This window comes from Litchfieldella anticariensis FP35 = DSM 16096, from assembly GCF_000409775.1.
Classification (GTDB): domain Bacteria; phylum Pseudomonadota; class Gammaproteobacteria; order Pseudomonadales; family Halomonadaceae; genus Litchfieldella; species Litchfieldella anticariensis.
Genome location: NZ_KE332395.1, coordinates 48,921 through 71,458, shown reverse-complemented (window position 1 = coordinate 71,458; position 22,538 = coordinate 48,921). Strand labels below are relative to the sequence as shown.

14 protein-coding genes and 1 pseudogene are annotated in these 22,538 nt (G+C 61.9%); all 15 read left to right on the top strand.

The genetic code is table 11. The features are described 5' to 3' along the window. Position 1: 1 nt before the first annotated feature. The 15 genes and pseudogenes from tagH to L861_RS23855 all read left to right on the top strand — a co-directional run bounded on the left by tagH (position 2) and on the right by L861_RS23855 (position 22,428). On the top strand, positions 2-1,345 hold the full coding sequence (gene tagH, locus L861_RS21590; protein ID WP_016418790.1) for a type VI secretion system-associated FHA domain protein TagH: 1,344 nt from the start codon (positions 2-4) through the stop codon (positions 1,343-1,345). Beyond that, positions 1,342-1,890, top strand: coding sequence for a type VI secretion system lipoprotein TssJ (tssJ, locus tag L861_RS21585; RefSeq protein ID WP_016418789.1), 549 nt, complete (start codon positions 1,342-1,344; stop codon positions 1,888-1,890). Before tagH ends, tssJ begins: the two co-directional genes overlap by 4 nt. Then, a complete protein-coding gene (gene tssK / locus L861_RS21580; RefSeq protein WP_016418788.1) occupies positions 1,890-3,224 on the top strand; it encodes a type VI secretion system baseplate subunit TssK in 1,335 nt (444 codons plus the stop codon). The genes tssJ and tssK overlap by 1 nt, the downstream gene beginning before the upstream one ends. A 3-nt stretch (positions 3,225-3,227) precedes the next feature. Beyond that, positions 3,228-4,070 (top strand): type IVB secretion system protein IcmH/DotU, encoded by an 843-nt coding sequence (icmH, locus tag L861_RS21575; protein WP_016418787.1) that lies wholly within the window; start codon positions 3,228-3,230, stop codon positions 4,068-4,070. An 8-nt stretch (positions 4,071-4,078) separates the two neighbouring features. After that, entirely contained in the window at positions 4,079-6,703 is a 2,625-nt protein-coding gene (tssH, locus tag L861_RS21570) for a type VI secretion system ATPase TssH (RefSeq protein ID WP_016418786.1), read from the top strand. Between the two features lie 4 nt (positions 6,704-6,707). Further along, positions 6,708-8,309: a sigma-54 interaction domain-containing protein gene (locus L861_RS21565; protein ID WP_021029260.1), complete on the top strand. Its 1,602-nt coding sequence runs from the start codon at positions 6,708-6,710 to the stop codon at positions 8,307-8,309. Then, positions 8,306-8,968, top strand: a complete 663-nt coding sequence (gene vasI / locus L861_RS21560; RefSeq protein ID WP_027947760.1) for a type VI secretion system-associated protein VasI — start codon at positions 8,306-8,308, stop codon at positions 8,966-8,968. The genes L861_RS21565 and vasI overlap by 4 nt, the downstream gene beginning before the upstream one ends. A 10-nt stretch (positions 8,969-8,978) precedes the next feature. Then, the gene (gene tssA / locus L861_RS21555) at positions 8,979-10,427 is read left to right on the top strand and encodes a type VI secretion system protein TssA (protein WP_016418783.1); all 1,449 of its coding nucleotides are present in this window, start codon (positions 8,979-8,981) and stop codon (positions 10,425-10,427) included. A 61-nt stretch (positions 10,428-10,488) separates the two neighbouring features. After that, positions 10,489-14,160, top strand: a complete 3,672-nt coding sequence (gene tssM, locus L861_RS21550; protein WP_016418782.1) for a type VI secretion system membrane subunit TssM — start codon at positions 10,489-10,491, stop codon at positions 14,158-14,160. Beyond that, positions 14,144-14,734 carry a GNAT family N-acetyltransferase gene (locus L861_RS21545; protein WP_016418781.1) on the top strand — a complete coding sequence of 197 codons (591 nt, stop codon included), beginning with the start codon at positions 14,144-14,146 and terminating at the stop codon, positions 14,732-14,734. Before tssM ends, L861_RS21545 begins: the two co-directional genes overlap by 17 nt. Before the next feature lie 40 nt (positions 14,735-14,774). Then, complete coding sequence (locus tag L861_RS21540; protein WP_016418780.1) at positions 14,775-15,062, top strand: type VI secretion system PAAR protein; 288 nt, start codon at positions 14,775-14,777, stop codon at positions 15,060-15,062. Further along, a pseudogene (locus tag L861_RS25345) lies at positions 15,059-16,693 on the top strand (contractile injection system protein, VgrG/Pvc8 family); the annotation flags it as partial. The gene L861_RS21540 and the pseudogene L861_RS25345, both read left to right, overlap by 4 nt. 335 nt (positions 16,694-17,028) lie before the next feature. Then, the gene (locus tag L861_RS21520) at positions 17,029-17,892 is read left to right on the top strand and encodes a DUF4123 domain-containing protein (protein ID WP_016418778.1); all 864 of its coding nucleotides are present in this window, start codon (positions 17,029-17,031) and stop codon (positions 17,890-17,892) included. After that, positions 17,889-21,446, top strand: a complete 3,558-nt coding sequence (locus L861_RS21515) for a hypothetical protein (RefSeq protein ID WP_016418777.1) — start codon at positions 17,889-17,891, stop codon at positions 21,444-21,446. Before L861_RS21520 ends, L861_RS21515 begins: the two co-directional genes overlap by 4 nt. After that, positions 21,436-22,428, top strand: coding sequence for a hypothetical protein (locus tag L861_RS23855; RefSeq protein ID WP_016418776.1), 993 nt, complete (start codon positions 21,436-21,438; stop codon positions 22,426-22,428). Before L861_RS21515 ends, L861_RS23855 begins: the two co-directional genes overlap by 11 nt. Positions 22,429-22,538: the final 110 nt, after the last annotated feature.

Below are 22,538 nucleotides of genomic sequence, written 5' to 3'. Positions count from 1 at the left end.
AATGCATTCCATGTCTCATTCTGCCATTACCTTCGTGATCACCAATAGCGAACGTCTCGAGGGACGCTCCACCGGCAGCCATGTCTTCCACGAGGACGGCGGTACCTTGGGTAGCGGTACCGGCGACGATTGGCTGCTCCAGGACCATGCCGGGCGGATCCACGCCGGTCATGCGGAAATTCAGCGCCGCGATGGACGTTTCTGCCTGATCGACCGCAGCGGTCTCACTTTCGTCAATCACGCCAGCCTGCCGATCGGCCGAGATCGTGGAGTCGCGCTGCGTGATGGCGACGAACTGTGCGTTGGCGACTATCACCTGCGAGTGCATCTGGGCAATCGCCAGGCGGCGCAACCCGGCGCCCAGCCGCTGGCGGCATTGGTCAGCGAAGAGCAGGAAGTGCTGGACGGCCAAGGCGTTCCACTGATGCGGGCAGCCGTACGACGCCAGGACGACCCACTCGAGGCGCTGGGCGAAGCGGTGCCTGGGGCAAGTCAGCGTGACCCGTTGACGGCGTTGGCACATCCCGAAGACGAAGACAGCTCCGTCATCGAGCCACTGCTCGACGAACTGGAAGGGCACCGTGCTCCGGTGGCGGGCTACGACTTACACGACCGGCGCGAAGCGGCGATGCGCATGCCGGAGATTCGACGACACGAGGAATTGAACATGGACGAACGGCTGTTGAACGATCTGGAACGCTCGGTCGGTGAGCAACTCGAGGACCGCTGGCAGGAGTCGGCATCGAGCGCGTCGGGGCATGTAGGGGCCGACCCCTTGCTGCGTGCTTTGGGAGCCGAGCTGCGCTTCCGCGACAGTGAGGAGCAGCAGGCCTTCCTCGAGGAAGCCGGTCATACCCTGCGCACCACCATCGAGGGACTGCAGGCTCTGCATCAGAACCAGGACGATAGTCGCTATCCGTTGCGCGATCGGCGACTGCAGCCGATCGAAGACAACCCGCTACGTTTGGGCCAGCCCTACCAAGCGACTGTCGAGACACTGTTCTCCACGAATCGCAGCCCGGTACACCTGTCGGCGCCGGCCGCGGTTGCCGAGTGTCTGTCGCACCAAGGGCAGCACCAGGCGGCTATCGAGGAGGCGATTGGTCAGGCACTGGCGGCGATCCTCGATGCCTTCGCCCCGCAAGCGTTGCTCAAGCGCTTCCATGCGTATCGCGGTGCCAGTAACCGCGTCACCGACGAGAACGGCTGGGCCTGGGAGATGTATCGCCATTACTACCAGGAGCTCAATTCAGGGCGTCAGCAGGGCTTCGAGAAGCTGTTCTGGGAAGTGTTCGAGCAGGCTTACGACCAATCGGTGCGTCGCCAGCAGCGGGAGGGGGCATGAACGGACGCCAGCTCCAGGGCGTGCTGCCATGGCTGGGTATTGTGTTGCTCGCGCTGACACTTGGTGGTTGTGCCTCGACCCGCGAGGTGGCCAGCAAGAGCTGGCAGGTCATGCTCGACCCCTCGATTCCGGTGGGCTATCCCGAGGACCGGCCTAGCCGGGTGGATCTGAGCATGGTCGCTGAGTCCGACGTCAATCCCAATGCCGAGGGCGAGGGTACCCCCCTGATGTTCCAGGTTCTGCAGCTCAAGGACGACTCGATGCTGATGGCCGCCGTCCACGATCAGTTGAGTGACGATTTGGAGGAGGCGCTCGGTACCAACTACCTGGCCCACGACGACTTCACGCTGTTGCCGGGGCAATTCAAGTTCTACGAGCCCTTCGATATCGACGAGGACACCCGCTATATCGGTATCGTCGCCTTCTATGCCGACCCCGATCAGGCGCAATGGAAGAAGGTCGTCAAGGTCGATGCGCAAGGGAATGACTATCACCTGCTGGTGCACTTACGCGAGCACGAAGTCGAGCTGAGGAAGGAAAACTGATGGCCAGTCGCAATCGAGTGGTATGGAGCGAAGGGCTGTTCATCAAGCCGCAGCACTTCCAGCAGCAGCAACGCAGCCTTGAAGGGTTGATAGATACGCGCCTGCGTGGCGTCAGCCATTATCTGTATGGCTTTCTGACCCTGGAGCTGAATGCCGAGTTTCTGAGTTTCGGGCGCGTTGCCCTCAGCCGCGCCAGTGGTGTGATGCCCGACGGTACCGCCTTCCAGTTGCCCGATGACGATATCGAGCCGCAGCCACTGGAGATCGATGACTCCAGTATCACCAACCAGATCGTCTATCTGGGACTGCCTCTGGCCACTGATGCGGTGGGTGAGGTGCGCTGGCCCGGCGATGAGCTGCCGGCTCGCTTCCGTGCGACTCAGCGGGCGGTGCGTGACCTGCACTCTCGCGAAGGTGACACGACCGATCTGGATGTGGCCAGGGTTGCCCCGCGGTTGATGCTCGAGCGCGATGATCGCAGCGCCTACGCTTGTCTGGCGGTGGCACGCATCGTCGAACGGCGTCCGGATGGAAGTCTGGTCCTCGACGATCAGTTCATTCCCACTCTGCTCAATGTGCAGGCCGCGCCGCTTCTACAGCGCTTCGTCGGCGAAATGGCAGGCTTGATGCGCGAGCGGGCACGCAACATCGCGCAGCGCCTCTCGACCCCGCACCAGGCCGGCGTGGCCGATGTGTCCGATTTCATGCTGTTACAGCTGCTCAATCGGGCCCAGCCGCGTTTCCAGCACCTGGCACGTCTCGGCCAGCTCCACCCCGAGCGGCTCTATGCCACCATGCTCGAGACGGCTTGTGAGTTGGTCACCTTCACCGACGAGTCGCGCCTGCCGCCCGAGACGCCAGCCTACGATCACGAACATCCTGAACGTGGCTTCCGACCGTTGATGCAGCGCCTGCGTCAGGCCTTGTCGACGGTGCTCGAGCCGCGTGCCCTGGCCATTCAACTGCAGTCGCGTCGCTATGGGTTGCTGGTCGCGCCGCTATCGGACACCAGCTTGCTCGATGAAGCCGACTTCATCCTCGCGGTGCGTGCCGACATGCCTCATGAGCGGCTGCGCAAGTTGTTTCTGCAGCAGACCAAGGTCGCCAGCGTCGAACGCATCCGCGATCTCATCAGCTTGCAGCTACCCGGGGTGCCATTGGAGCCACTGCCGGTGGCGCCTCGCGAGTTGCCCTATCACGCCGGTTACAGCTACTTCCAGCTCGACCGTCAGAGCCAGGCCTGGAGCATGCTCTCGGGTGCCAGTGGTTTCGCCTTCCATGTGGCGGGCGAGTTTCCCGGGCTGGAAATGCAGTTCTGGGCGATCAGGAGCTAAGCCATGCAAGACATTGCCATCAGCCACGATGCCAACGCTCGCGATACCAATCCCCACGCGCCGCTGCGCCATGAGGACCGTATCGACGCACAGGGCTTGAACCAACTGATTCACAGCGGCGTCGACCATCTGGATGCCGACGAGGATTACTGGTTCCGTCTTCGCGGCCATAACCTCAACCCGCTGGTCGACGCCGCGAGTTCGTTGCTGGGCATGGTCGTGCGTGTGCGCCAGCTTGGCGACGTGGACGATATCGAGCGGCTCTACCAACAGGTCGTCGACGAGATCTCGGCGATCGAGATCGAACTCACCGAGCAGGGTTACGACCGGCCGACCCTGCTCGCCTATCGCTACGTACTGTGCTCGTTCATCGACGAGGCGGTGATGCTCACTCCATGGGGGCAGCAGAGCAAGTGGGCGGAGCACTCGCTGCTGACGCGTTTCCACAACGAGACCTGGGGTGGCGAGAAGGTGTTCTCGATCCTGGCCCGCTTGCAGCAGGAACCGCAGCGCTATCGCGACATGCTGGCCTTCATCTACCTGTGTCTTTGCCTGGGCTTCGAGGGGCGTTACCGGGTCATGACCGATGGGCGCGAGGAGTACGAAAACGTGGTGCGCACTTTGGGCGATCAATTGGCGGCGCTCAGCGATACACCGGATGACCAGTTGACCCAACCGCTCGACAACGTGATGCCCGGGCACCGCCGGGGTGGGCAAAGTCTCCCAGTATGGGCCGTGTTTGCCTTGTTCGGCGCAGCCCTGGTGGCGATCTATGCGGGCCTGTCCTGGTCGCTGGATCAGCAAGCCGAGCAAGTCAGTGCCTTACTCGATCAAATTTTCCGTTAGGAGACGTCATGCTCAGGGTAGAGCTTCCGGCACTCATCGGCCGACTCAACGCCATCGCCCGTCAAGGGCTGGAACAGGCTGCGGTGCTGTGTGCCGAGCAACAGGCCCCGGAGGTTACCGCCGGCCACCTGTTGCAGGCATTGATCGACCAGCCGTTATGTGACCTGCGCTGCCTGTTGGAGAGGCAGGAGATCGATACTAGAGAACTGCGCGCCCGACTTGCTGATGAGTCGCTCCCTCCGCGTGATCTCGAAGTGACCACACCGAGCTTTTCACCGCTGCTGATCGAATTGCTTCAGGATGCCTGGCTGCTGGCATCCACCGAGTTCGATCATGGCGAGCTGCGTAGCGGTATGATTTTCACCGCCTTGCTGCACAATGCCTCGCGTTACCTGGGCCCGCGCAGCGTGGCACTGCTGGCAGGCATCAATCGCGAGAGCTTGCGTCGTGACTTCGAGCGTCTGACCGCGGACTCCGCCGAGGCCCGCCGCTCTGACAATGGCACCTCGACGCGTCGCGCACCGTCCGCACAGAGTGACGACAGTGCCTTGGCGCGTTTTGCCACCTCGCTTACCGATCAGGCACGGCGCGGTGAACTCGATCCCGTACTGTGCCGCGATCCGGAAATCGACCAGATGCTGGATATCCTCGGTCGCCGGCGCAAGAACAATCCCATCGTCATCGGCGATGCCGGGGTCGGCAAGAGTGCCGTGGTCGAAGGGCTGGCGGCGCGTATCGTGGCCGGTGAAGTGCCGGCGGCGTTGGCCGATGTCGAACTGCTCTCGCTCGATCTCGGCGCTTTGCAGGCTGGGGCCGCGGTGAAAGGAGAGTTCGAGAAGCGCCTCAAGGCGGTGATCGACGAAGTGAAGAATGCGCCTCGACCGACCCTGCTGTTCATCGACGAGGCGCATACCTTGATCGGTGCTGGCAACCCGGAGGGGGGAGGCGATGCCGCCAACCTGCTCAAGCCGGCACTGGCGCGTGGCGAGTTACGCACCATCGCCGCCACCACCTGGCGCGAGTACAAGAAATACTTCGAGAAGGACCCGGCTCTGTCACGGCGTTTTCAACCGGTTAGCTTGGCCGAGCCCAGTGTCGAGCAGGCGCTGGTGATCGTGCGCGGACTGCGCGACGTCTATGAAGGGGCCCATGGCGTGCTGGTCGGCGACAGTGGGTTGCGCGCCGCCGCCGAACTTTCTGCCCGTTACCTGGCAGGTCGTCAGTTGCCCGACAAGGCCATCGACGTGCTCGATACCGCCTGTGCCAGGCTCTCCCAGGCACTGGATACCCCGCCACGTCGGCTCAGCCATCTCAAGAGTGAGCACCTGGCAGCCTTGCGTGAACGCGAGCAGCTCGACCGCGAGACATTGCTCGGGCGCACCGGAGACAGCACGCGAAACGCCGAACTCGACGAGCGTCTGGGGCAACTCAGTAGCGAACTCGAAACCCTGGAAGCCGCTTGGCAGGCCCAACGTGAATGCGTCGATGCCATTCTCGCCCTGCATCGCGATCTTCTCGACGATGATTCTGAAGCGGAGATCACGGAGGACGAGAGAACCCGGCAGCGGGAGACTCTGGCTGAGCACGAGTCACGCTTGACCGAGCTGCAGCAGGAGTTCGCGTTGGTCAATGCCAGTGTCGAGGAGGCTCAGATCGCACAGGTCATCGGCGACTGGACCGGTGTGCCGGTGGAGCGCATGACCAGCGATGAACTGACTCGGCTGACCGAACTGCCCGAGCACCTCGGTCAACTGGTGCAGGGGCAGGATATGGCCATCGAGCGCTTGCACCGGCACCTGCTCACGGCGCGCGCCGACCTGCGTCGCCCCGGTCGTCCGTTGGGCGCCTTCCTGCTGGTCGGCCCCAGTGGTGTGGGCAAGACAGAAACCGTAGTACAGATCGCCGAGCGGCTGTATGGCGGGCGCCAGTTCCTGACCACCATCAACATGTCCGAGTATCAGGAAAAACACACGGTATCGCGGCTGATCGGCTCACCTCCTGGCTATGTGGGGTTTGGCGAAGGGGGCCTGCTGACCGAGGCCATTCGTCAGCGCCCCTATTCAGTGGTGCTGCTCGACGAAGTCGAGAAGGCGCACCCGGACGTGCTCAATCTCTTCTACCAGGCGTTCGACAAGGGGGAACTGGCCGATGGTGAGGGACGCCTGATCGATTGCAAGAACGTGGTGTTCTTTTTGACCTCGAACCTGGGCTATGAAGCGATCGTCGCCCATGCCAAGGATCCTGAGGCGCTGGATGATGCGCTCTACCCGGTGCTGGCGGATTTCTTCAAGCCGGCGCTGTTGGCACGCATGGAAGTGGTGCCCTATTTCCCCCTGGGAGCGGAGACGCTGCGCAGTATCGTGCGCGCCAAACTCGCCACCTTGGCCGAGCGTATTCGCCGTCGCCATCGTCATGCCGAGGTGGTTCTCGACGAAGCGTTGGCGGAGGCGATCTGTACCCGCGCCACGCGCAGCGAGAACGGGGCGCGCATGCTCGAGTCGGTGATCGACGGCGAGCTATTGCCACCGGTGTCGCAAGCCTTGCTGGAGCGCATGGCACGGCGTGAGCCGGTGACTCGCGTGGCGCTGGGGGTTGATACCGATAGTGGTGCCTTCACCGCGGAGGTGGCGTAAGGCTATGAGCGCCAGGGCGATCGACATGGGGCAGGGTACAGGCGGGCATGCGAGGGCAACGCACCTTGCGGGCATGGCCACGGCTCTGTCCATGGTCGAGAGCGAGTCTCCGCGCGAACTGCGCTCGCGGAGCAGCGCGATATTGTGTGAGGCGCTGGGTGGCACAGGTAAGACGGGATGGGCGCAGTGCCTGTATCTGGAGGGCAGCGGGCGCTGGTTGGGTAGCGACGATGACGAGACACGCTTGGCTTGCGACGACTTCCGCCATCCTTATGCTCACGCCATCCGCTCCGGCAAACCGTTGATTCTGGGCATCGCCGAAGCCCGTTCGCGACTCGATCACGAAGGCTTTCAGGCTCAGGTCTCCGCTCTACCTGGCGATTGGCAACTGGCGGTGCACCCGCTGCGTGCTGTCGATGGCAAACATGAATGGTTGGGGGTGCTGGCGCTTGGTGCTTCCCCGGCTGCACTCGAGTGGCTACGTCGTGATAGTGATTTCAAGGCCTTCGAAGCATTGTTATGTCGGCTATGGGCACGACTGGCGCGGCATCGGGGAGAACGCCAGCGCGAGGAACAGCTACGCGCATCGTTGACCAAGCTCAGTGACGGCACCCGCCGCCAGGCCCTCTCCGATCGCTTGGCCGCCGATCTCCTGGGTGACTCGCCAGCCATGCAGACACTGCGTAGCCAAGTCGTGCGCGCCGCCGAGACCGGCCTGGCCGTGTTGCTGCAGGGGGAGACCGGTACCGGCAAGGATTGCGTGGCACGTGCCATCCACCGTTTCTCGACGCGTTGCGATGGTCCGTTCATGGCGATCAACTGTGCGGCGATCCCCGAAACGCTGCTCGAGTCGGAGCTGTTTGGCCATGTTCGTGGTGCTTTCTCTGGCGCCGACCAGGCGCGCGAAGGGCTGATCGGCCAGGCTGATGGCGGCACCTTGTTCCTCGACGAGATCGGCGACATGCCGCTGGCCTTGCAGGCCAAATTGCTGCGAGTCCTCGAGAGCGGCCGCTATCGTCCGCTGGGAGCCAACGAAGAGCTGCGTGCCGATCTGCGCCTGGTGGCGGCCACCCATCAACCGCTGCGTGAGCGGATTCGCGACCAGCGCTTTCGTGCCGATCTCTATTACCGCCTAGGGCAGTTCCCATTGACCTTGCCGCCGCTACGCGAACGACGTGAGGACATCGCCGAGTTGGCCGAGGCCTTCGTCACCGATTTCTGTGCCCGTGAAGGCCGCAAGGAAGTGGGCATTACCCCGGCGGCCTTGCGCCAGCTTCGTGAGCGCGACTACCCAGGCAACGTGCGCGAGTTGAAGAACCTGGTCGACTATGCCTGCGCCATGACCCGGCCGGGAGTGGATATCGATCTGGCGGCCCTACCCGGTCAGGCCGAGTCGCCCGCTAGCGATCCAAGTGTCGATGGTGAGAGCCGTGTCACTGGGCCAGTTAGCGATCTACGTCAGGCACTGCGTGATTTCGAAGCCGAGCTGATTCGTCAGCGCCTGCTGTATTTCGACGGCAATCGTGCGTTGGCCGCCGAAAGTCTCGGCCTACCCAAGCGGACCCTGGCACACAAGTGCCGACTGTTGGAACTGGATGCCAAATGAGCCCGATGTTCGTAATTCGCCCGATGATCGCCATGACCTTGGTCATCGGACTAGGTCTGACAAGTGCCGCGTCGCAGGCGGACAGCGCCGCCAGCGTGGTGGAACGCGCGCAAGCCTGTGCCGAGCGACAGTCGCGCCTGGAACGCCTGGAATGCTATGACGCGCTGTTTCGCTTCTCCTCCGATGGGAACGGGGTAAGCGTCGACGATCCGCTCCCCGCACTGTGGCACGCCATTCAGGCCCAGGAGCGGACTCGCCATGGCGAGGATTTCGGCTTTCTGGTGGGGGAACGGGGCGGCGATGTGTTGATGAGCGCCCCGGCGCTCGGTACCACGCCGCCCCGGCCGCGACTGGTGATCGCATGCGAGAAAGCCATCACTCGTTTCCAACTGCATTTGCCGGAGGCTTCCAGTGAGCCGCGTACCCGGCTGCACCTGATCGGTGCCGGCCGCGAGCTGACACAGGAGTGGCGGATTCGTGATGGCGGCCATGTGGTCAGTGGTGGCCGCGGGTTACCGGCTATCGCGACTCTGCGACAACTGCTGGATGCCCAGGAACTGACGCTGAGCAGTGATCTCGAGGTGCTCGACGGTCTGCGCTTCGATCTGACGGGGTTGCGCCAGAAGATTCAGCCACTGCGCGACACCTGCCGCTGGTAAGGAGGGACACATGCAAATCACTGCCGATGCGCATCTGGCCCCTCTGTTGGAGCCTCTGAAGGAGGAGGAGGAAGGCCGGGGAGTGGGACAGCCAGTCGCCGATAGCGCCGACTATGCCTGGCTGGACGAGGAAATGATGAAGATTGGCTCGCTGCAACACGGGGAGGTCGATTGGCAAGGGGCCGAAGCCCGTGCCGTTCGGCTACTCAGCGAGACTGGTAAGGATCTCAAGGTACTCGGCCACTTGTTGCACTGTCTGCAGCGCAGCGGGGATGGCGTGCGTTTTGCGCTGTCGTTGCGGCTGTTGGCCGGCAGCCTCGAGCAGTGGTGGCACCAGGCCTACCCCTTCCAGGGGCCACGTGGCGAGAAGATGCGACCGCGCTTGTTCCAGCAGTTCAGCCAACGTGCAGTGAAGCTGGCTTCGGCCTTGGATTTCAAGGGAGCCGATGACGAGTACCAGGCTTGTCAGGCATCGCTCGATGCCTTGGCATCGCTGGCGCGGGAGCATGGCCTGCCCCAAGGCGAGTTGGACGAACTGCGGCGTTGCCTGGTTGACGCTCGTTCCCGGGACGACGCCCCGGCACCTGCTGAAACCAGTTCGGCTTCCACTGCCGAGACGGTTTCTGACAACGGCAGCGCCTCGCCCACCTCTTCCGGGGGCATGGCGAAAATGCCGGAGTTACGGCTGGAAGCCGGCAATGAGCGTGGCAATCGCCAGACATTGCTGAAACTGGCGGATTTTCTCAACGAGCAGTCGCCGGGCGAAGTGCTGGGTTACCGCCTACGTCGTCATGCCACCTGGAGCGGTATCCAGGTGCTGCCGGCCACCCGGGATGGCGAGCGTACCGAGTTGGCGCCGGTATCCGCCGATCGTGCCGCTGACTACCGCGAGGCCGTGGAACGGGGAGGCGATACCGCCTTGTGGCGGCGTATCGAGAACAGCCTGGCGGTCAGCCCCTACTGGTTGGAAGGGCACCGTCTCAGCGCCACGCTTGCCAAACGGCTGGGCCATATCCGCTGCGCCGATAGCATTCGCGACGAAACGGCACGCTTCGTGACGCGCCTGCCCGGCATCGAGGCATTGACCTTCAACGATGGCACTCCCTTTGTCGATGGCGAGACCCAGCGTTGGTTGCACAGTGTTCCGGCCAGCGCCACGGGTGGCAGCCACATAGGCGGCGATCCCTGGCAGGCGGGCTTGGAAGAGGCTCGCGAGTGCCTGGCCGAGCAGGGGTTGGAAGTGGCCTTGAAGATACTTGACCAAGGCCTGGCCGCAGCCCGCTCGCCACGCGACAGCACCTATTGGCGGTTGGCAAGTGCCGACTTACTGCACGAAGCGGGGCTCGAGGCACTGGCCCGTCAGCACTATAGAGCCGTGCACCAGAGCGTCATCAACATCGATCTATCCCAGTGGGAGCCGGCGCTGCTGGCACGACTCGAGGCATCGCTCAAGGCATGAAACCGGTTATGCACGATATCGCGCTCATCAATGACATCGACAGGGACGAGGGATAAGGCTCATGTGGAGAGGACTCAAGGCCGCGCTGGGCCGTGTGGTGCCCGGTGCATCGCGTCTACAAGGCAACGCCAATCTGGCCAAGGCACACGCCAACAAGGCTCAGGGGTTACGCAAGAAGAGTTCCAAGCTGACAGGTGTGATGTGGGGCTTGCTGGTGGTGGCTGCGGTGGTCGCCATCTGGTGGCTGGGGCCGATGTGGGAAATCCGTGACAGCCATCCGCTCGGCCCCTGGCTCAACCGCCTGCTGGCGACCTTGGCACTGGCTACGGTGGTGGCTCTGGTGTGGGGGATTCGCCTGGCTCGCCGGCTGCGTGAGATGGATGCGGAGCGTCGGCAGGCCGAACAGATGCAACTCGACCCGATTCAAGCCGAGGTCGAGCGGCAGGAGGCCACTCTCGACGCTACCCTGAGCGAGCTGATCAATAGTCTGGGTGGCGGCCCTGGGGCCCGCTATCGCTTGCCCTGGTATCTGGTGATGGGGGTCGAGAATGCAGGCAAGACCAGCCTGATCAACCGCTCAGGTCAGGAATTCACCCTTACCCATGTGATGAAGGCCTCCGGTCACGGCAAGAATGGAAGTCTTGGCTTCGACTGGTGGATCGGTGACAAGGCGGTATTGATCGACCCGGATGGCGAGCTGCTGACACAAGGCGCGCTGGAAACTGACGATGGCAAGCCTCAGGAACGGCAGAGCCGGTTGTGGGATCATTTCGTCGAGTGGCTGGAGAACCGCCGGCCGCAGCGTCCGCTGGATGGCGTGATCCTGGTCCTCGATCTGGCGCGCTTGAGCGATGCTCGAGTGGCGGTGCGCAAGGCCTATGCCACCCTGCTGCGAGCACGCTTGCGTGAGTTGATGGAGCGCCATGCCGCGCGCTTGCCGGTTTACATCACCTTCAGCAAGATGGACCTGCTGCATGGCTTCGACGACTTCTTCCGGCACTATTCGCGTGCTGCGCGCCGCGCTCCCCTGGGCTTCACCTTCAGCGCTGCCTCGCTTGACCGTCCCGGGCAGTGGGAAGAGGAGTTCACGACCTCCTTCGACACCATGCTCGAGCGCCTCAACCGCAGCCTGCCGTCACTGCTTGCCGAATGCCGCGACCGTGAAGAGCGCGAATCGGTATTCCGCTTCGTACGTCAGCTGGCCGGCCTGCGTGACGTGTTGCTTGGTTTCCTGCACGAAGCGCTCGCCAGCGACCGCTACTCGACTGCGGCGATGGTACGCGGTACCTATTTCACCTCCGTCTATCAGCAGGGGGTGCCCGAAGACCCCTTCGTCGATGCCGCCGCGCGTCGCTATGGCATGGAAGAAAGCGTGCAGCCGGCGCATCGTGCCGCGCGTAGCGCGCTCTACTTCACCGAGGAACTGTTCGACAAGGTGATCTACCCCGAAGCGGGGTTGGCCGGTGATAACGCCCGTGCCGCACGACGCCGGCGTCACCTGCGGCGTGTCAGTGTCCTGGCTTGCCTGTTTGGCGGCGCAGTCGTGGTCGGTGGTTGGAGCCATTTCTACCAGAAGAACGCCACTGCCTTGGCGGCGGTGGAGGAAAAGGCAGAAGGCTTCCTTGCCGCTCGACCTGCCGAATTGCAGAGTGACGACCCCACCGGGTATGCATTGCTCGAGCCGCTGGATCGACTGCGCAACGCCACCTTGGAGTTCGGTGATTATCGTGAGCATCTGCCTGTGCTTGCTGACATGGGGCTCTATCAGGGGCGCTCGGTGGGGCGTCAGGTGGAAGGCGCCTATCTGGCGGTGCTCGAGTATCACTTCCTGCCAGCGTTGATGGTCGGGATCATGGACGACATGAACCGTGCCGAGGCGGAGAGTAACGAGAAACTGGCATTGCTGCGCATCCTGCGCATGATGTCCGACGCCAGCGGCCGCCAGCCGGAACGGGTTCGCGAGTTCATGGCCAATCGCTGGCAGCGCCAGTTTCCCCAGCGTGGCAGTGTGCAACAGCGTCTGCTCGATCACCTCGACTACGCGCTGGCCTATACCGACCTGGAAGGGCATGTCGTCGCCGGCGACCAGCGTGCCGTAGTGGCCATGGCGCCGTTGCGTGGCAGCCTGGAGGCCGCCCAGGAAGAACTTGGTCGTCAGCCGATGGCTGAGCGTGTTTACGCCACTCTCAAGGCCGGTAGCGATCGACGTCGGGGAGCAACGCTGGACCTGCGCCAAGGAGTCGGCCCAGCCTTCAGTGCGGTATTCATGGCGCGTCACGACGATCCTGCTGAGGTGCGCATCCCCAGCCTGGTGACTCGCAACGGCTTCGAGGGTTACTTCCTCAAGGAGGTCGATCAAGCCACCGAACTGGCGATGATCGATCTATGGGTGCTAGGCCGGCGTGACAATATCGACTTCAGCGAGACCGACCAGCGTCGCCTGCGTGATGCGCTTCGCGAACGCTATGTCGGTGACTATCACATTACCTGGCGCCAGGCGCTGGACAATGTCGAGCTAGTACCCGTTCCTGACATCGCTCAAGCGGTGGTGGTGATGGATACGTTGCTTGGTGCCAGTCGACCGCTGGATCGGCTGTTGAGCGAGGTAGCCCACCATACTCGCCTTTATCCAGAGCTTCCGGCCGACGACGAAGTAGCGCGTCGGGCGTTGGAACAATCGCCGCGCTATCAGTTGGCCGGTGAGATCGAGCAGCACTTCGCCTCGCTCAACGAATTGCTCGAGTCGCGTGATGACGAACCGTCAGACCTCGTCGAGGTCAAGGCCGCCATCGCTGAATTGCGCGATTACCTGCGTCAGGTGCAGGGAGCCAGCGATCCGGGGCGTGCCGCCTTCGTCAGCGCTCGCGATCGCCTGGCGTTGAGCGGTGGCGATCCCATCCATAACCTGCAACGGATTGCCGAGGACATGCCCGCACCCGTGGACAGCATGCTCGAGAGTCTGGCCGACCAGAGCTGGCAGGTGCTGATGGCCAGTGCCATCCGCCATCTCGAAAGGCAGTGGCTCGACGACGTAGTCGCCCCTTACCAGGATCGTCTGGCTGGCCGTTATCCGCTGGCGCGCGACGCCTCGCGTGAGGTTGCCCTCGAGGACTTCGAGGCCTTCTTTGCCCCTGGCGGCACTCTCGATAGCTTCTATCAGGACAACCTGCGTCCGTTCATCGAAGGCGCACCGGAGCAACTGCGTGACGCCAACGGCAACTCGTTGCTGCGTGACAGCGTGTTCGCGGCCATGCAACAAGCCGAGCGCATTCGTGAAGCCTATTTCGATCGCGATGGTGTGCTCGACGTGGAATTCAGCCTCGAACCCGTGAGCCTGAGTTCCGACAAGCGGCGCAGCGTAATCAGCGTCGATGGTCAGTTGATCGAATATACCCACAACGCCAACAGCCGGGTGTCGATGATCTGGCCCAATACCTTGCGCGGGGGCACCGAAAGCCGTGTGACCATGGTGCCCAGCCAGGTGAATCGTTCCCCGCGAAGCTTGCGTCGTGACGGTGCCTGGGCTTGGTTCCGCCTGCTCGACGAGGCCGATGTGATCGGTGCCAGCGAACGCGAGCTGGATCTGCGCTTCAACGTCGATGGCGGCACGATGCGCTATCGGCTGCGTGCCGACGCTACCCGTAATCCCTTCACGCGTCCCTTGGTGGCCGGTTTCCAGCTGCCAACTGCGCTCTATGCCGAAGGAGGCCCCAACGATGTTAACGACGCTTAAGCGATTGCTGGGTGGCGGACGACGGGAGACGGAGACATCGGCACCTCACGCGGCCGAGGCGGATACCGCGCCGCGTGCGCTGTCCGATGCCCAGCCGGCCGATATCGAGCGCTTTCTCGAGGCGGCATGTCGTGCCGACGGACAGGGACAGTCGCCATGGGTGCTACGCGAGCCCTCACGTCTCGAAACCCTGCGCCGGGCCCTGGAGTTCACCGTGCATCGTCGGGTGTGGCTGCAACGCAATGATGAAGGCGTTGCGCACTGGCAGGGCCGCTTGCTGGTGCTCAAGCATGGGGAAGGAGAGCCATTGGGCATGCTGCTGGCCTGCCGGCCCGATGACGAGGCGGCCTGGCAGCTGCGCTTCTTCTTCATCGAGCCGCCATGGCAGGGCAGTGGCCATGGTGCGCGGCTGTTGCTGGCCGCTCGCCGCACATTGAACGGCACGCCATTGCAAACGCGCCTGCCGTTAGCCTGCAAGGCAGCGATTCGCAGTCTGGAGACCGCCGGCTTCCAGCGCATGCACATCAACGCTTCGGAGATCGTCAGCTTCGAGGCACCGGCCGAGTGGCACTGATAGCAGTGTTGCCTCGCTGACAAGACAAGGAGAGCGACGGATGGGACGCAAGCTCGTACTCGTAGGGGACATCGGCACCGACCACGAGGGGTTTCCCCCGACCCCGGTGATTGCCGGCAGCCCGACGGTGATCATCGACGGCAAGCCAGCGGCACGCCAAGGCGACCCCCTTGCGCCGCACACCAAGCCTGATAATTCCCCTCACCCCCGCGCCATCGCTGAAGGCTCGGGTAGCATCATGATCGATGGCAAGCCCGCCGCCCTGACCGGCCACGCCGTGGACTGTGGTGGTGTGGTGATCGGCTCGGCCAGCGGGGAGGGCAGCTGAGATGGCCAACCAGACCGGTCTCCAGTTCACGCTCACCCTCGCCGGTCAGCCGGCGCTCGACCTGGCGGTGGTTGACTTCACCTTCGAGGAGGCGCTCTCCGCGCCCTTCCATCTGCGCGTGGCCTTCGCCAGCCGCGATGGCGGGTTGAGCCCCACGGACTGGCTGGAACGCGAGTTGACCCTGACCCTGTGGCAGGATGGCGAGGCGCTGCGCCACGTGCACGGCATCGCCGCCGAGTTCCAGCGCGGCGATCGCGGCCATCGCCGCACCCGTTACGAGGTGGTGATCCGCCCGGCGCTGTGGCGCTTGTCGCTGCGTCACAACTCGCGCATCTTCCAGCACGTCTCGCCGCTGACCATCCTCAATACGCTGTGCGCCGAACACGGCCTCCATGAGGTTGCCTTCGCGGTGACCCGCGAACTCGCCGAGCGCGAGTTCTGCGTGCAGTACCGCGAGACCGACCTGGAGCACTATCGTGCGGCTCAGCAACTCGAAATTCCTGCCGATCAGTACAGAGAGTTTTTTGAGTTGATCCGACGTCTCGCAGACTCGGAGATCCATGACATATTGATAAATGTCCCTGTCAGCCGTCGTCTGGACGTGCTCAGGGAACATATCGATCACGCCAGGGAAGGGGATGTCGTATGAGCGGGGAACTCAGCGAGCACAAGGCATGTGAAGATCAGAAGCTCTTTATCCAGGTCATGGGTAAGGAACATCCTGAGGGACACCGTTTCGTTTTCTATGACCGGACCGATCAGCAGGAGCAGGAGGCCCTGACGGCTCGGGTAGAAGAGGAGGATTTGCCGGAACCGTTGAGCCGGATTCATGGTTGGACCTGGAAGGATCAACCGGAACGCAATGTATGGCTGGAGATCGCCAGCGAAGAGGGAGCACCGATTCGCGTGCCGTTGTTCCGACGTGTCCAGCAGACGCCCTGGCAGGAACATCCGCAACGCACCGTGTGGCAGCATCATGTGGTGCAGCCCGTTATGCCTCTGGCTCTCTGGCAGTCGCTATTGAGGGCGAGGAGATCCACTGCGACGAGCACGGCCGGGTCAAGGTCCAGTTCCCCTGGGACCGCTACGCGGCCCCCGACGACACCGCCAGCGCCTGGCTGCGCGTCAGCCAGGGCTGGGCCGGCGGTGGCTACGGCATGTTGGCGCTGCCGCGGATCGGCCACGAGGTGATTGTCTCATTCCTGGAGGGCGATCCCGACCAGCCGCTGATCACCGGGCGCACCTACCACGCCGCCAACATTCCGCCCTACGCGCTGCCCGAGCACAAGACGCGCACCGTGCTGCGTACCCAGACCCACCAGGGCGACGGCTTCAACGAACTGCGCTTCGACGACGCCAAGGACCGCGAACAGATCTGGCTGCACGCCCAGAAGGACCTCGAACTGCTCACCGAGCACGACCGCACCGAGGAGATCCGCAACGACAGCCACCTCACGGTCAAACGCGATCGTATTGGCGAGATCGACCGCGACGACCACCTCACCGTGCACGGCAAGCGCCACACACGGATCGACGGCGATGACCACCTCATCGTCGACCAGAGCGGCCATGTCCGTTACGGTCAGTCGCAACTGATCGAAGCCGGCCAGGAAGTGCACCACAAGGCCGGCATGAAAGTGGTGATCGAGGCCGGCGCCGAAATCACCCTCAAGGCCGGCGGCAGCTTCGTCAAGCTCGACCCCGGCGGCGTGACCATCGTCGGCCCCAGCGTCAAGATCAACTCCGGCGGCAGCCCGGGCAGCGGCTCGGGGCAAGCGGCCCAGGGGCCCTTGCTACCCAATGGCGCGACGCCGGAACGTCATGAAGACGTCACCATGGGCCCTGTCTTCGGCAAGCGGCTCGATCAGGCTATGGCAGATGACATTCCTCTGATTGAACAGTGCCAAATGCAGCAGGATGGCAGCTGTCCTTTATCGGACTGTCCGTGTGGAAATTCGGCATTGTCATGAAAGTGATCAGCGCAGAGTCATTGTCCGCATTATTAGGGACCGAAACCGGCTTGAAACACTGGTTGGTTCTCGAAGAAACCGGCCAGACGCTGGCATCGTTGTATGATATGTCGCCAGCTGTGGAGTACGAATGGCTATTTCTGGAAACACCATTCGCCGATTTCCTGAAAAGAAGCCCTTTGATATTGCGGCTGAACGATGTTAGGGGCGACATTCTTCACGCTTTCGAACAGGACCCTAAAACGGGGATCTCTCCGGGGATCGTAGTGTCGAGCCAAGCGTCCGAGGCCGAGGTCTTCGCGCATTTGCGACGCTGCCTGGAGGTGCGCTTTTACGATGACCGTAAGGGCATGCTGCGCTACTACCATCCGGATATTGCTGCCGCCTTGTTCGAGTCATCTTCTCGTCCAAGCCGGCAATGGCTTGGACCTCTAGAATGCTGGATCTGGTTCGGGACAACACTGCAGCAACAGCACAATGAAGGACCATGTTGGCACGCGCTCTGCCACGATGAAAGTGATGTCGAAGCTCTGGAGTTGAATGCAACACAACCGATTGCATTGTCCAGGGAGCAGGAAGACGCACTGGAAGCACATATCCTGGCAAGGCGTGCTTGGCGCGCCTATCGGAGGCCAGAGGAAAGCCTCGATGATGGTGACACGAGATATCGGTTTATCGAGCACTATCGTGCGGCTCAGCAACTCGAAATTCCTGCCGATCAGTACAGAGAGTTTTTTGAGTTGATCCGACGTCTCGCAGACTCGGAGATCCATGACATATTGATAAATGTCCCTGTCAGCCGTCGTCTGGACGTGCTCAGGGAACATATCGATCACGCCAGGGAAGGGGATGTCGTATGAGCGGGGAACTCAGCGAGCACAAGGCATGTGAAGATCAGAAGCTCTTTATCCAGGTCATGGGTAAGGAACATCCTGAGGGACACCGTTTCGTTTTCTATGACCGGACCGATCAGCAGGAGCAGGAGGCCCTGACGGCTCGGGTAGAAGAGGAGGATTTGCCGGAACCGTTGAGCCGGATTCATGGTTGGACCTGGAAGGATCAACCGGAACGCAATGTATGGCTGGAGATCGCCAGCGAAGAGGGAGCACCGATTCGCGTGCCGTTGTTCCGACGTGTCCAGCAGACGCCCTGGCAGGAACATCCGCAACGCACCGTGTGGCAGCATCATGTGGTGCAGCCCGTTATGCCTCTGGCTCTCTGGCAGTCGCTATTGGATGGGAATAAGCATGCGCTCCCGGCCCGCCCCGGCTATCTCTACGTTCACTATCAAGGGGCCATTTGGCGGGAAATAGAAATCGCCATGTCGGAATCCGGGCAATGGGAGTTCCGCGATGTCGATTTGGCACAACATCGGGATAATGCTGGCGAATACGCCGATAATCATCGCCCTAGCGTGGGCAAGCCGCTCGTGGAAATCTGGCTGCCGGCAAGGCAAGACCTGAGCTGGCTGTCGTCGGAGGTCAAGGTCGCCTTTTCCGACGTTCAGTGGTCCGCCCCTCGCCTGAATTACCTCGAGGCCAACCCCACTGTGCTCAATCAACGTTTTCAGTCGGTGTCGCTGCAGGCGCCGGCGCAAACCGTGTCGAGCGGACGATTGTTGGCTGCCGAGCAGCTATCTGCTCAGCGTGAGCGCTGCCCTGGGCTCGAATGGCAGATCGCCCACCCGCCGCTATGGACTGAAGACCTGACCGGGCAGGCGGTGACGTCACGTTATGCAGAAATCGAGACCGAGCAACAGCAACTGGATGCTGGAGGTCCCGAAGCCGTCAACGTTGCCTGGAACAACGCCAAGAAACCGGACTCGCCCTCGAGGTTGGAGGCAGGGCTGCGCGCTGCCGCCGCGGAAGCGATCACTCAAAGCCATCGCGACACTGCAGCGAGTGGTGCTTCGGATGGTGAAGAAAATACGCCACTGCCTTGGAAAGATGCGCCAGCGGGTAGCGATGTCTTCGAAGATGCCCGGCAACGTCAGATTCCGGGGCTCGTCATCGACGATCCCATGTTCGAGCTGCGTCATGCCCTGGTTCAAACCCAGCAGTCGCAAGGCTACTTGTCGGCATTGCTCGAGCGTTGTGCCAGCCGGCCGCATTACCGCAGCGCCATCATGGTACAGAAGCGCCTCATGCCCGAGCGCATCGGCGACCAGGACAACCCTCTGCACGAGTTTGCTGACGGTGAGGTTCTTGGCTATCGCGCCGGCAAGTTCCATACCGCTGTGGCTACCCTGGCGCGTGATATCGCCCATGACCTGTGGGAAGCCCACCAGACCCGATTGGCCGACTACTTGGGCGATGCGAGCTATCAGCGTGTGCTGGCCGACTACTTCAGCCTGGAGGGCGGCGACTACCTCAGCGGCTTCGAGATCGCCCAGCAGTGTTTCACCGCCCTGAGCCTCGACCCCCAGCGCGCCGATACGCTGCTGAATCAGGATATCGCCAACCAGTTCGGACGCTCGCATGCTCGGGCAGCACAGCGTACCTTGCTGGCACTGCTGGAAGACGGCAGCCGCGAGCCGCTGCATGCCATGTGCTTTCCGGACAGCGAGACATACCCCGTCGAGCAGCCCTTCAGCCTGCCGGAAGAAGAAGCCAACGATGGTAGTGGCACTTTCCGTCCCTTGGCCCTGGCCAACGAAAGTCAGCGTAGCCAGCCACCCGCCAGTGATGAACTGTACACGCTGGAGGTGTCGATCCTTGCGGCCATGGCCCGAACCAGTGCCACCGGCGAGTTGAAGCGCTGGACTAACGCCTTGGACACGCTGTTCGGCAAGATTGCCGAAAGTGGCAACAATCTGCTGGCTCAAGTGGCCGATGAAAGCCAGCGAACGGCCATGGCGGCCAGGCTTTACCTGCCATCGTTCAATGCCTCGCGTGGCGCCTTGCATGCACTCATCGGCGATCTGACCTTCCAACCACTGGGCAGTGTCGATATGAGCCGCAAGGTATTGCTCGGTGTCGAGGACGTTGCCTCGGGACTGACGTTCGGGCTCGACAAGGCGGAGCGGGAATACCTGGCCCGCAACAACCAGCGCCAATTCTATGGTGAAGTCTATCGCACTCAAGATAACAAGCTGCTGGGAGGTACCAACAAGCAGCGTCTGAGATCCATGCAAGAGGTAGGGGAAGCGCGTGAAGTTCGCTTCGTCTTCGCCGATGCCGATTCCCAGGCCGCCAAGATGGTACGACGGGGAAGAACCCAGATTGGCTGGGCCGAGCGCGGCGCCGAAGTTATCAAATTACCGTATATTCTCGTGGTCGCTGAAGCGATGAACTTGTGGCAGAGTTTACCAGCACTCCGGGAACTTGAGTTAAAAACAGGGGTGTCTCTCGCTGCAGCTGTTGTTGATTTGACCTTAGCTACCTTGAACTTAAGCGACTATATCGCCAAGCGCCATCAGGCCCCACGACCGATCGTGTATGTTAGCGAGATCAGCCAGAAGGTGCTGATACGTAATTCTCAAACCAACATCGTCTCGCGCCTGTTCCCCAGCCTGATTCGGGTCAACTGGTCGGTCACCAAGGCCTCGGGTCTGCTGCTGGCCATCTCCATGACCTGGGAGGCAGTCGGCCGCTTCGACGAGGGTGATACTGATGCCGGCATTGCTTTTGCCGCTGCTGCCATCGGTGCCACCTTGCTGATGGTGTTTAGTGGCCCGGTGGGGTGGATCGGCCTGGCGTTATTGCTGGGGGGGAGTATCTCCGGTATCTGGCTCACCGATGGCCCGGTGGAACAGTGGCTCAAACACGGGCCCTTCGGCGATCAACGTGACGACGCCCCGTGGTTACTGGATCCAGAGGAAGCCTACTACCGCCTACAGAGCCTGCTGGCCAATATCCAGGTTTCGATACGTCGCGTCTCCCCGGTGGAGCGCGATGCGTTGCTGGCCCGGCTCGGCCAGACGCATGATCGACCGTCTGGCACGACCAGTCCCTTGGGTCGCTTGTGGCAAGCGCAGCCAAACTTGCAGCAGGGGATCAACACGGCTATCGAGGTACGCAGCGCCCTGCCCGGGATGGGCGTTGAGTTGCAGGATGTCGCGGCGTTGTCGCTGGTGCGGGGCGAGCGTAGTGTATCGCCTGCCGGCAGTATCTGGGAACGACGCTCCTCCACCCGGGTACCTCCACTCTTGACGCAATTGGCGTCTCACTGCATCACCTATTTTGTTCATACTCCCAAGAGCGAGCGGGTCTATGGCTTCGGTAGCGGGGATGTCTATCGTTGGGACATCCAACTCCAGTTCCGCGAAACCACGCGCCCACCGTTGCTGCCCAACCGGCGTATTTTCCCGGCCCCACCCCCCTTGGAGGAGATGCCCAGTGATATGACGGAAGTTCTGAGTCTCGAGGATGCGACGGACGACTACTGGATCAAGGAAACCCTCGATGTCAGCTAACGAAACCTTTGACGGCTACTATGCCGCTACGGCCTATACTCCCGAGCAGCGTCGCCAATGGGAGGAAGCCCATCCCAAGCGTGACAAGATATTTGGTACCCGGTTGTCGTGGGACCGCAAGACCCGAGACACTGGCACGGAAGACGAGTATGGGTTCAACAACATTGCCATTTCCCAGAACTGGGAAGCGCAGCGTGCCGAGAAAAATCTGGAAGGCGATGAGGTCTTTTGCAGCTTGAAGGTGCGTTACGACCATCAAGCGATTATGCCTCCAAACTATAAGTTGTCTGCATATTTGATCTACATGTCCACTGCTATTGGAAAAGGTTTTTTTTTCCTAAGCCTCTTAGTGATGTGTGTGGCAATTTTAGGAATGTTGGGGATGGCTTTTTTTGACGGAGAGTATGAGAAATCTTTTTTGGCCATACTTATGATGGCTAAACTTGTTTTCCCCGTCGCGTTAGTAACATTTGTTTTATGGAAAGGGGGGGGGGTACTAAATCAAAAAAGGCCCGACATTTTTCTCGGTATGCGAAAAGGCCCGCTCTGGGAAGCCAATCGCCAGACAGGGCTATTTACCATCTACCATCCCAAGAAACCCTGGAAGCGGCTCCTTCAGGCGCCGTTTCACGAGTTCGATGCCTTTCTGCAAAGCTCGCCCGATACTCAGGGCAGTTCGACCTATTCACTGATCCTCTATCATCCCATGGAGCGCCTCAAGCAGACGCTAGATGCTCAGTTTCCCTCCACCAATATGCAGGGAGAGCTGATCGCTGCCTGGCAGTTCCTGCAGCGCTACATGGACGTTTCCCAGCCACTGCCGGACGTGCCCGCGCTGGAGATCCACCGCCACAAGGACCCCACCACGGCCGGCGCCGACAAGCGCAAGAAGCGCAACCCGCGTTACTGGCGCGACATGGACGAGGAAAGCGTCAAGAAAATCCAGAAAGAGAAGTACCGCAAGAACATCCGTATCCGCTGATAAGTGACAACTTGTCAGTTGTGGCCCCCAACGCAGGCCCAAGGGTGTCGTTTTGCCAGACGTGGCCGTACGCGGTGAACCGGCGGGATGGCAGGAAATCGATCCACTTC

Excerpts from the sequence above, each read along its gene's own strand:
- tagH (WP_016418790.1), top strand. The coding sequence starts at position 2 with ATGCATTCCATGTCTCATTCTGCCATTACCTTCGTGATCACCAATAGC.
- tssJ (WP_016418789.1), top strand. The coding sequence starts at position 1,342 with ATGAACGGACGCCAGCTCCAGGGCGTGCTGCCATGGCTGGGTATTGTG.
- tssK (WP_016418788.1), top strand. The coding sequence starts at position 1,890 with ATGGCCAGTCGCAATCGAGTGGTATGGAGCGAAGGGCTGTTCATCAAG.
- icmH (WP_016418787.1), top strand. The coding sequence starts at position 3,228 with ATGCAAGACATTGCCATCAGCCACGATGCCAACGCTCGCGATACCAAT.
- tssH (WP_016418786.1), top strand. The coding sequence starts at position 4,079 with ATGCTCAGGGTAGAGCTTCCGGCACTCATCGGCCGACTCAACGCCATC.
- L861_RS21565 (WP_021029260.1), top strand. The coding sequence starts at position 6,708 with ATGAGCGCCAGGGCGATCGACATGGGGCAGGGTACAGGCGGGCATGCG.
- vasI (WP_027947760.1), top strand. The coding sequence starts at position 8,306 with ATGAGCCCGATGTTCGTAATTCGCCCGATGATCGCCATGACCTTGGTC.
- tssA (WP_016418783.1), top strand. The coding sequence starts at position 8,979 with ATGCAAATCACTGCCGATGCGCATCTGGCCCCTCTGTTGGAGCCTCTG.
- tssM (WP_016418782.1), top strand. The coding sequence starts at position 10,489 with ATGTGGAGAGGACTCAAGGCCGCGCTGGGCCGTGTGGTGCCCGGTGCA.
- L861_RS21545 (WP_016418781.1), top strand. The coding sequence starts at position 14,144 with ATGTTAACGACGCTTAAGCGATTGCTGGGTGGCGGACGACGGGAGACG.
- L861_RS21540 (WP_016418780.1), top strand. The coding sequence starts at position 14,775 with ATGGGACGCAAGCTCGTACTCGTAGGGGACATCGGCACCGACCACGAG.
- L861_RS21520 (WP_016418778.1), top strand. The coding sequence starts at position 17,029 with ATGAAAGTGATCAGCGCAGAGTCATTGTCCGCATTATTAGGGACCGAA.
- L861_RS21515 (WP_016418777.1), top strand. The coding sequence starts at position 17,889 with ATGAGCGGGGAACTCAGCGAGCACAAGGCATGTGAAGATCAGAAGCTC.
- L861_RS23855 (WP_016418776.1), top strand. The coding sequence starts at position 21,436 with ATGTCAGCTAACGAAACCTTTGACGGCTACTATGCCGCTACGGCCTAT.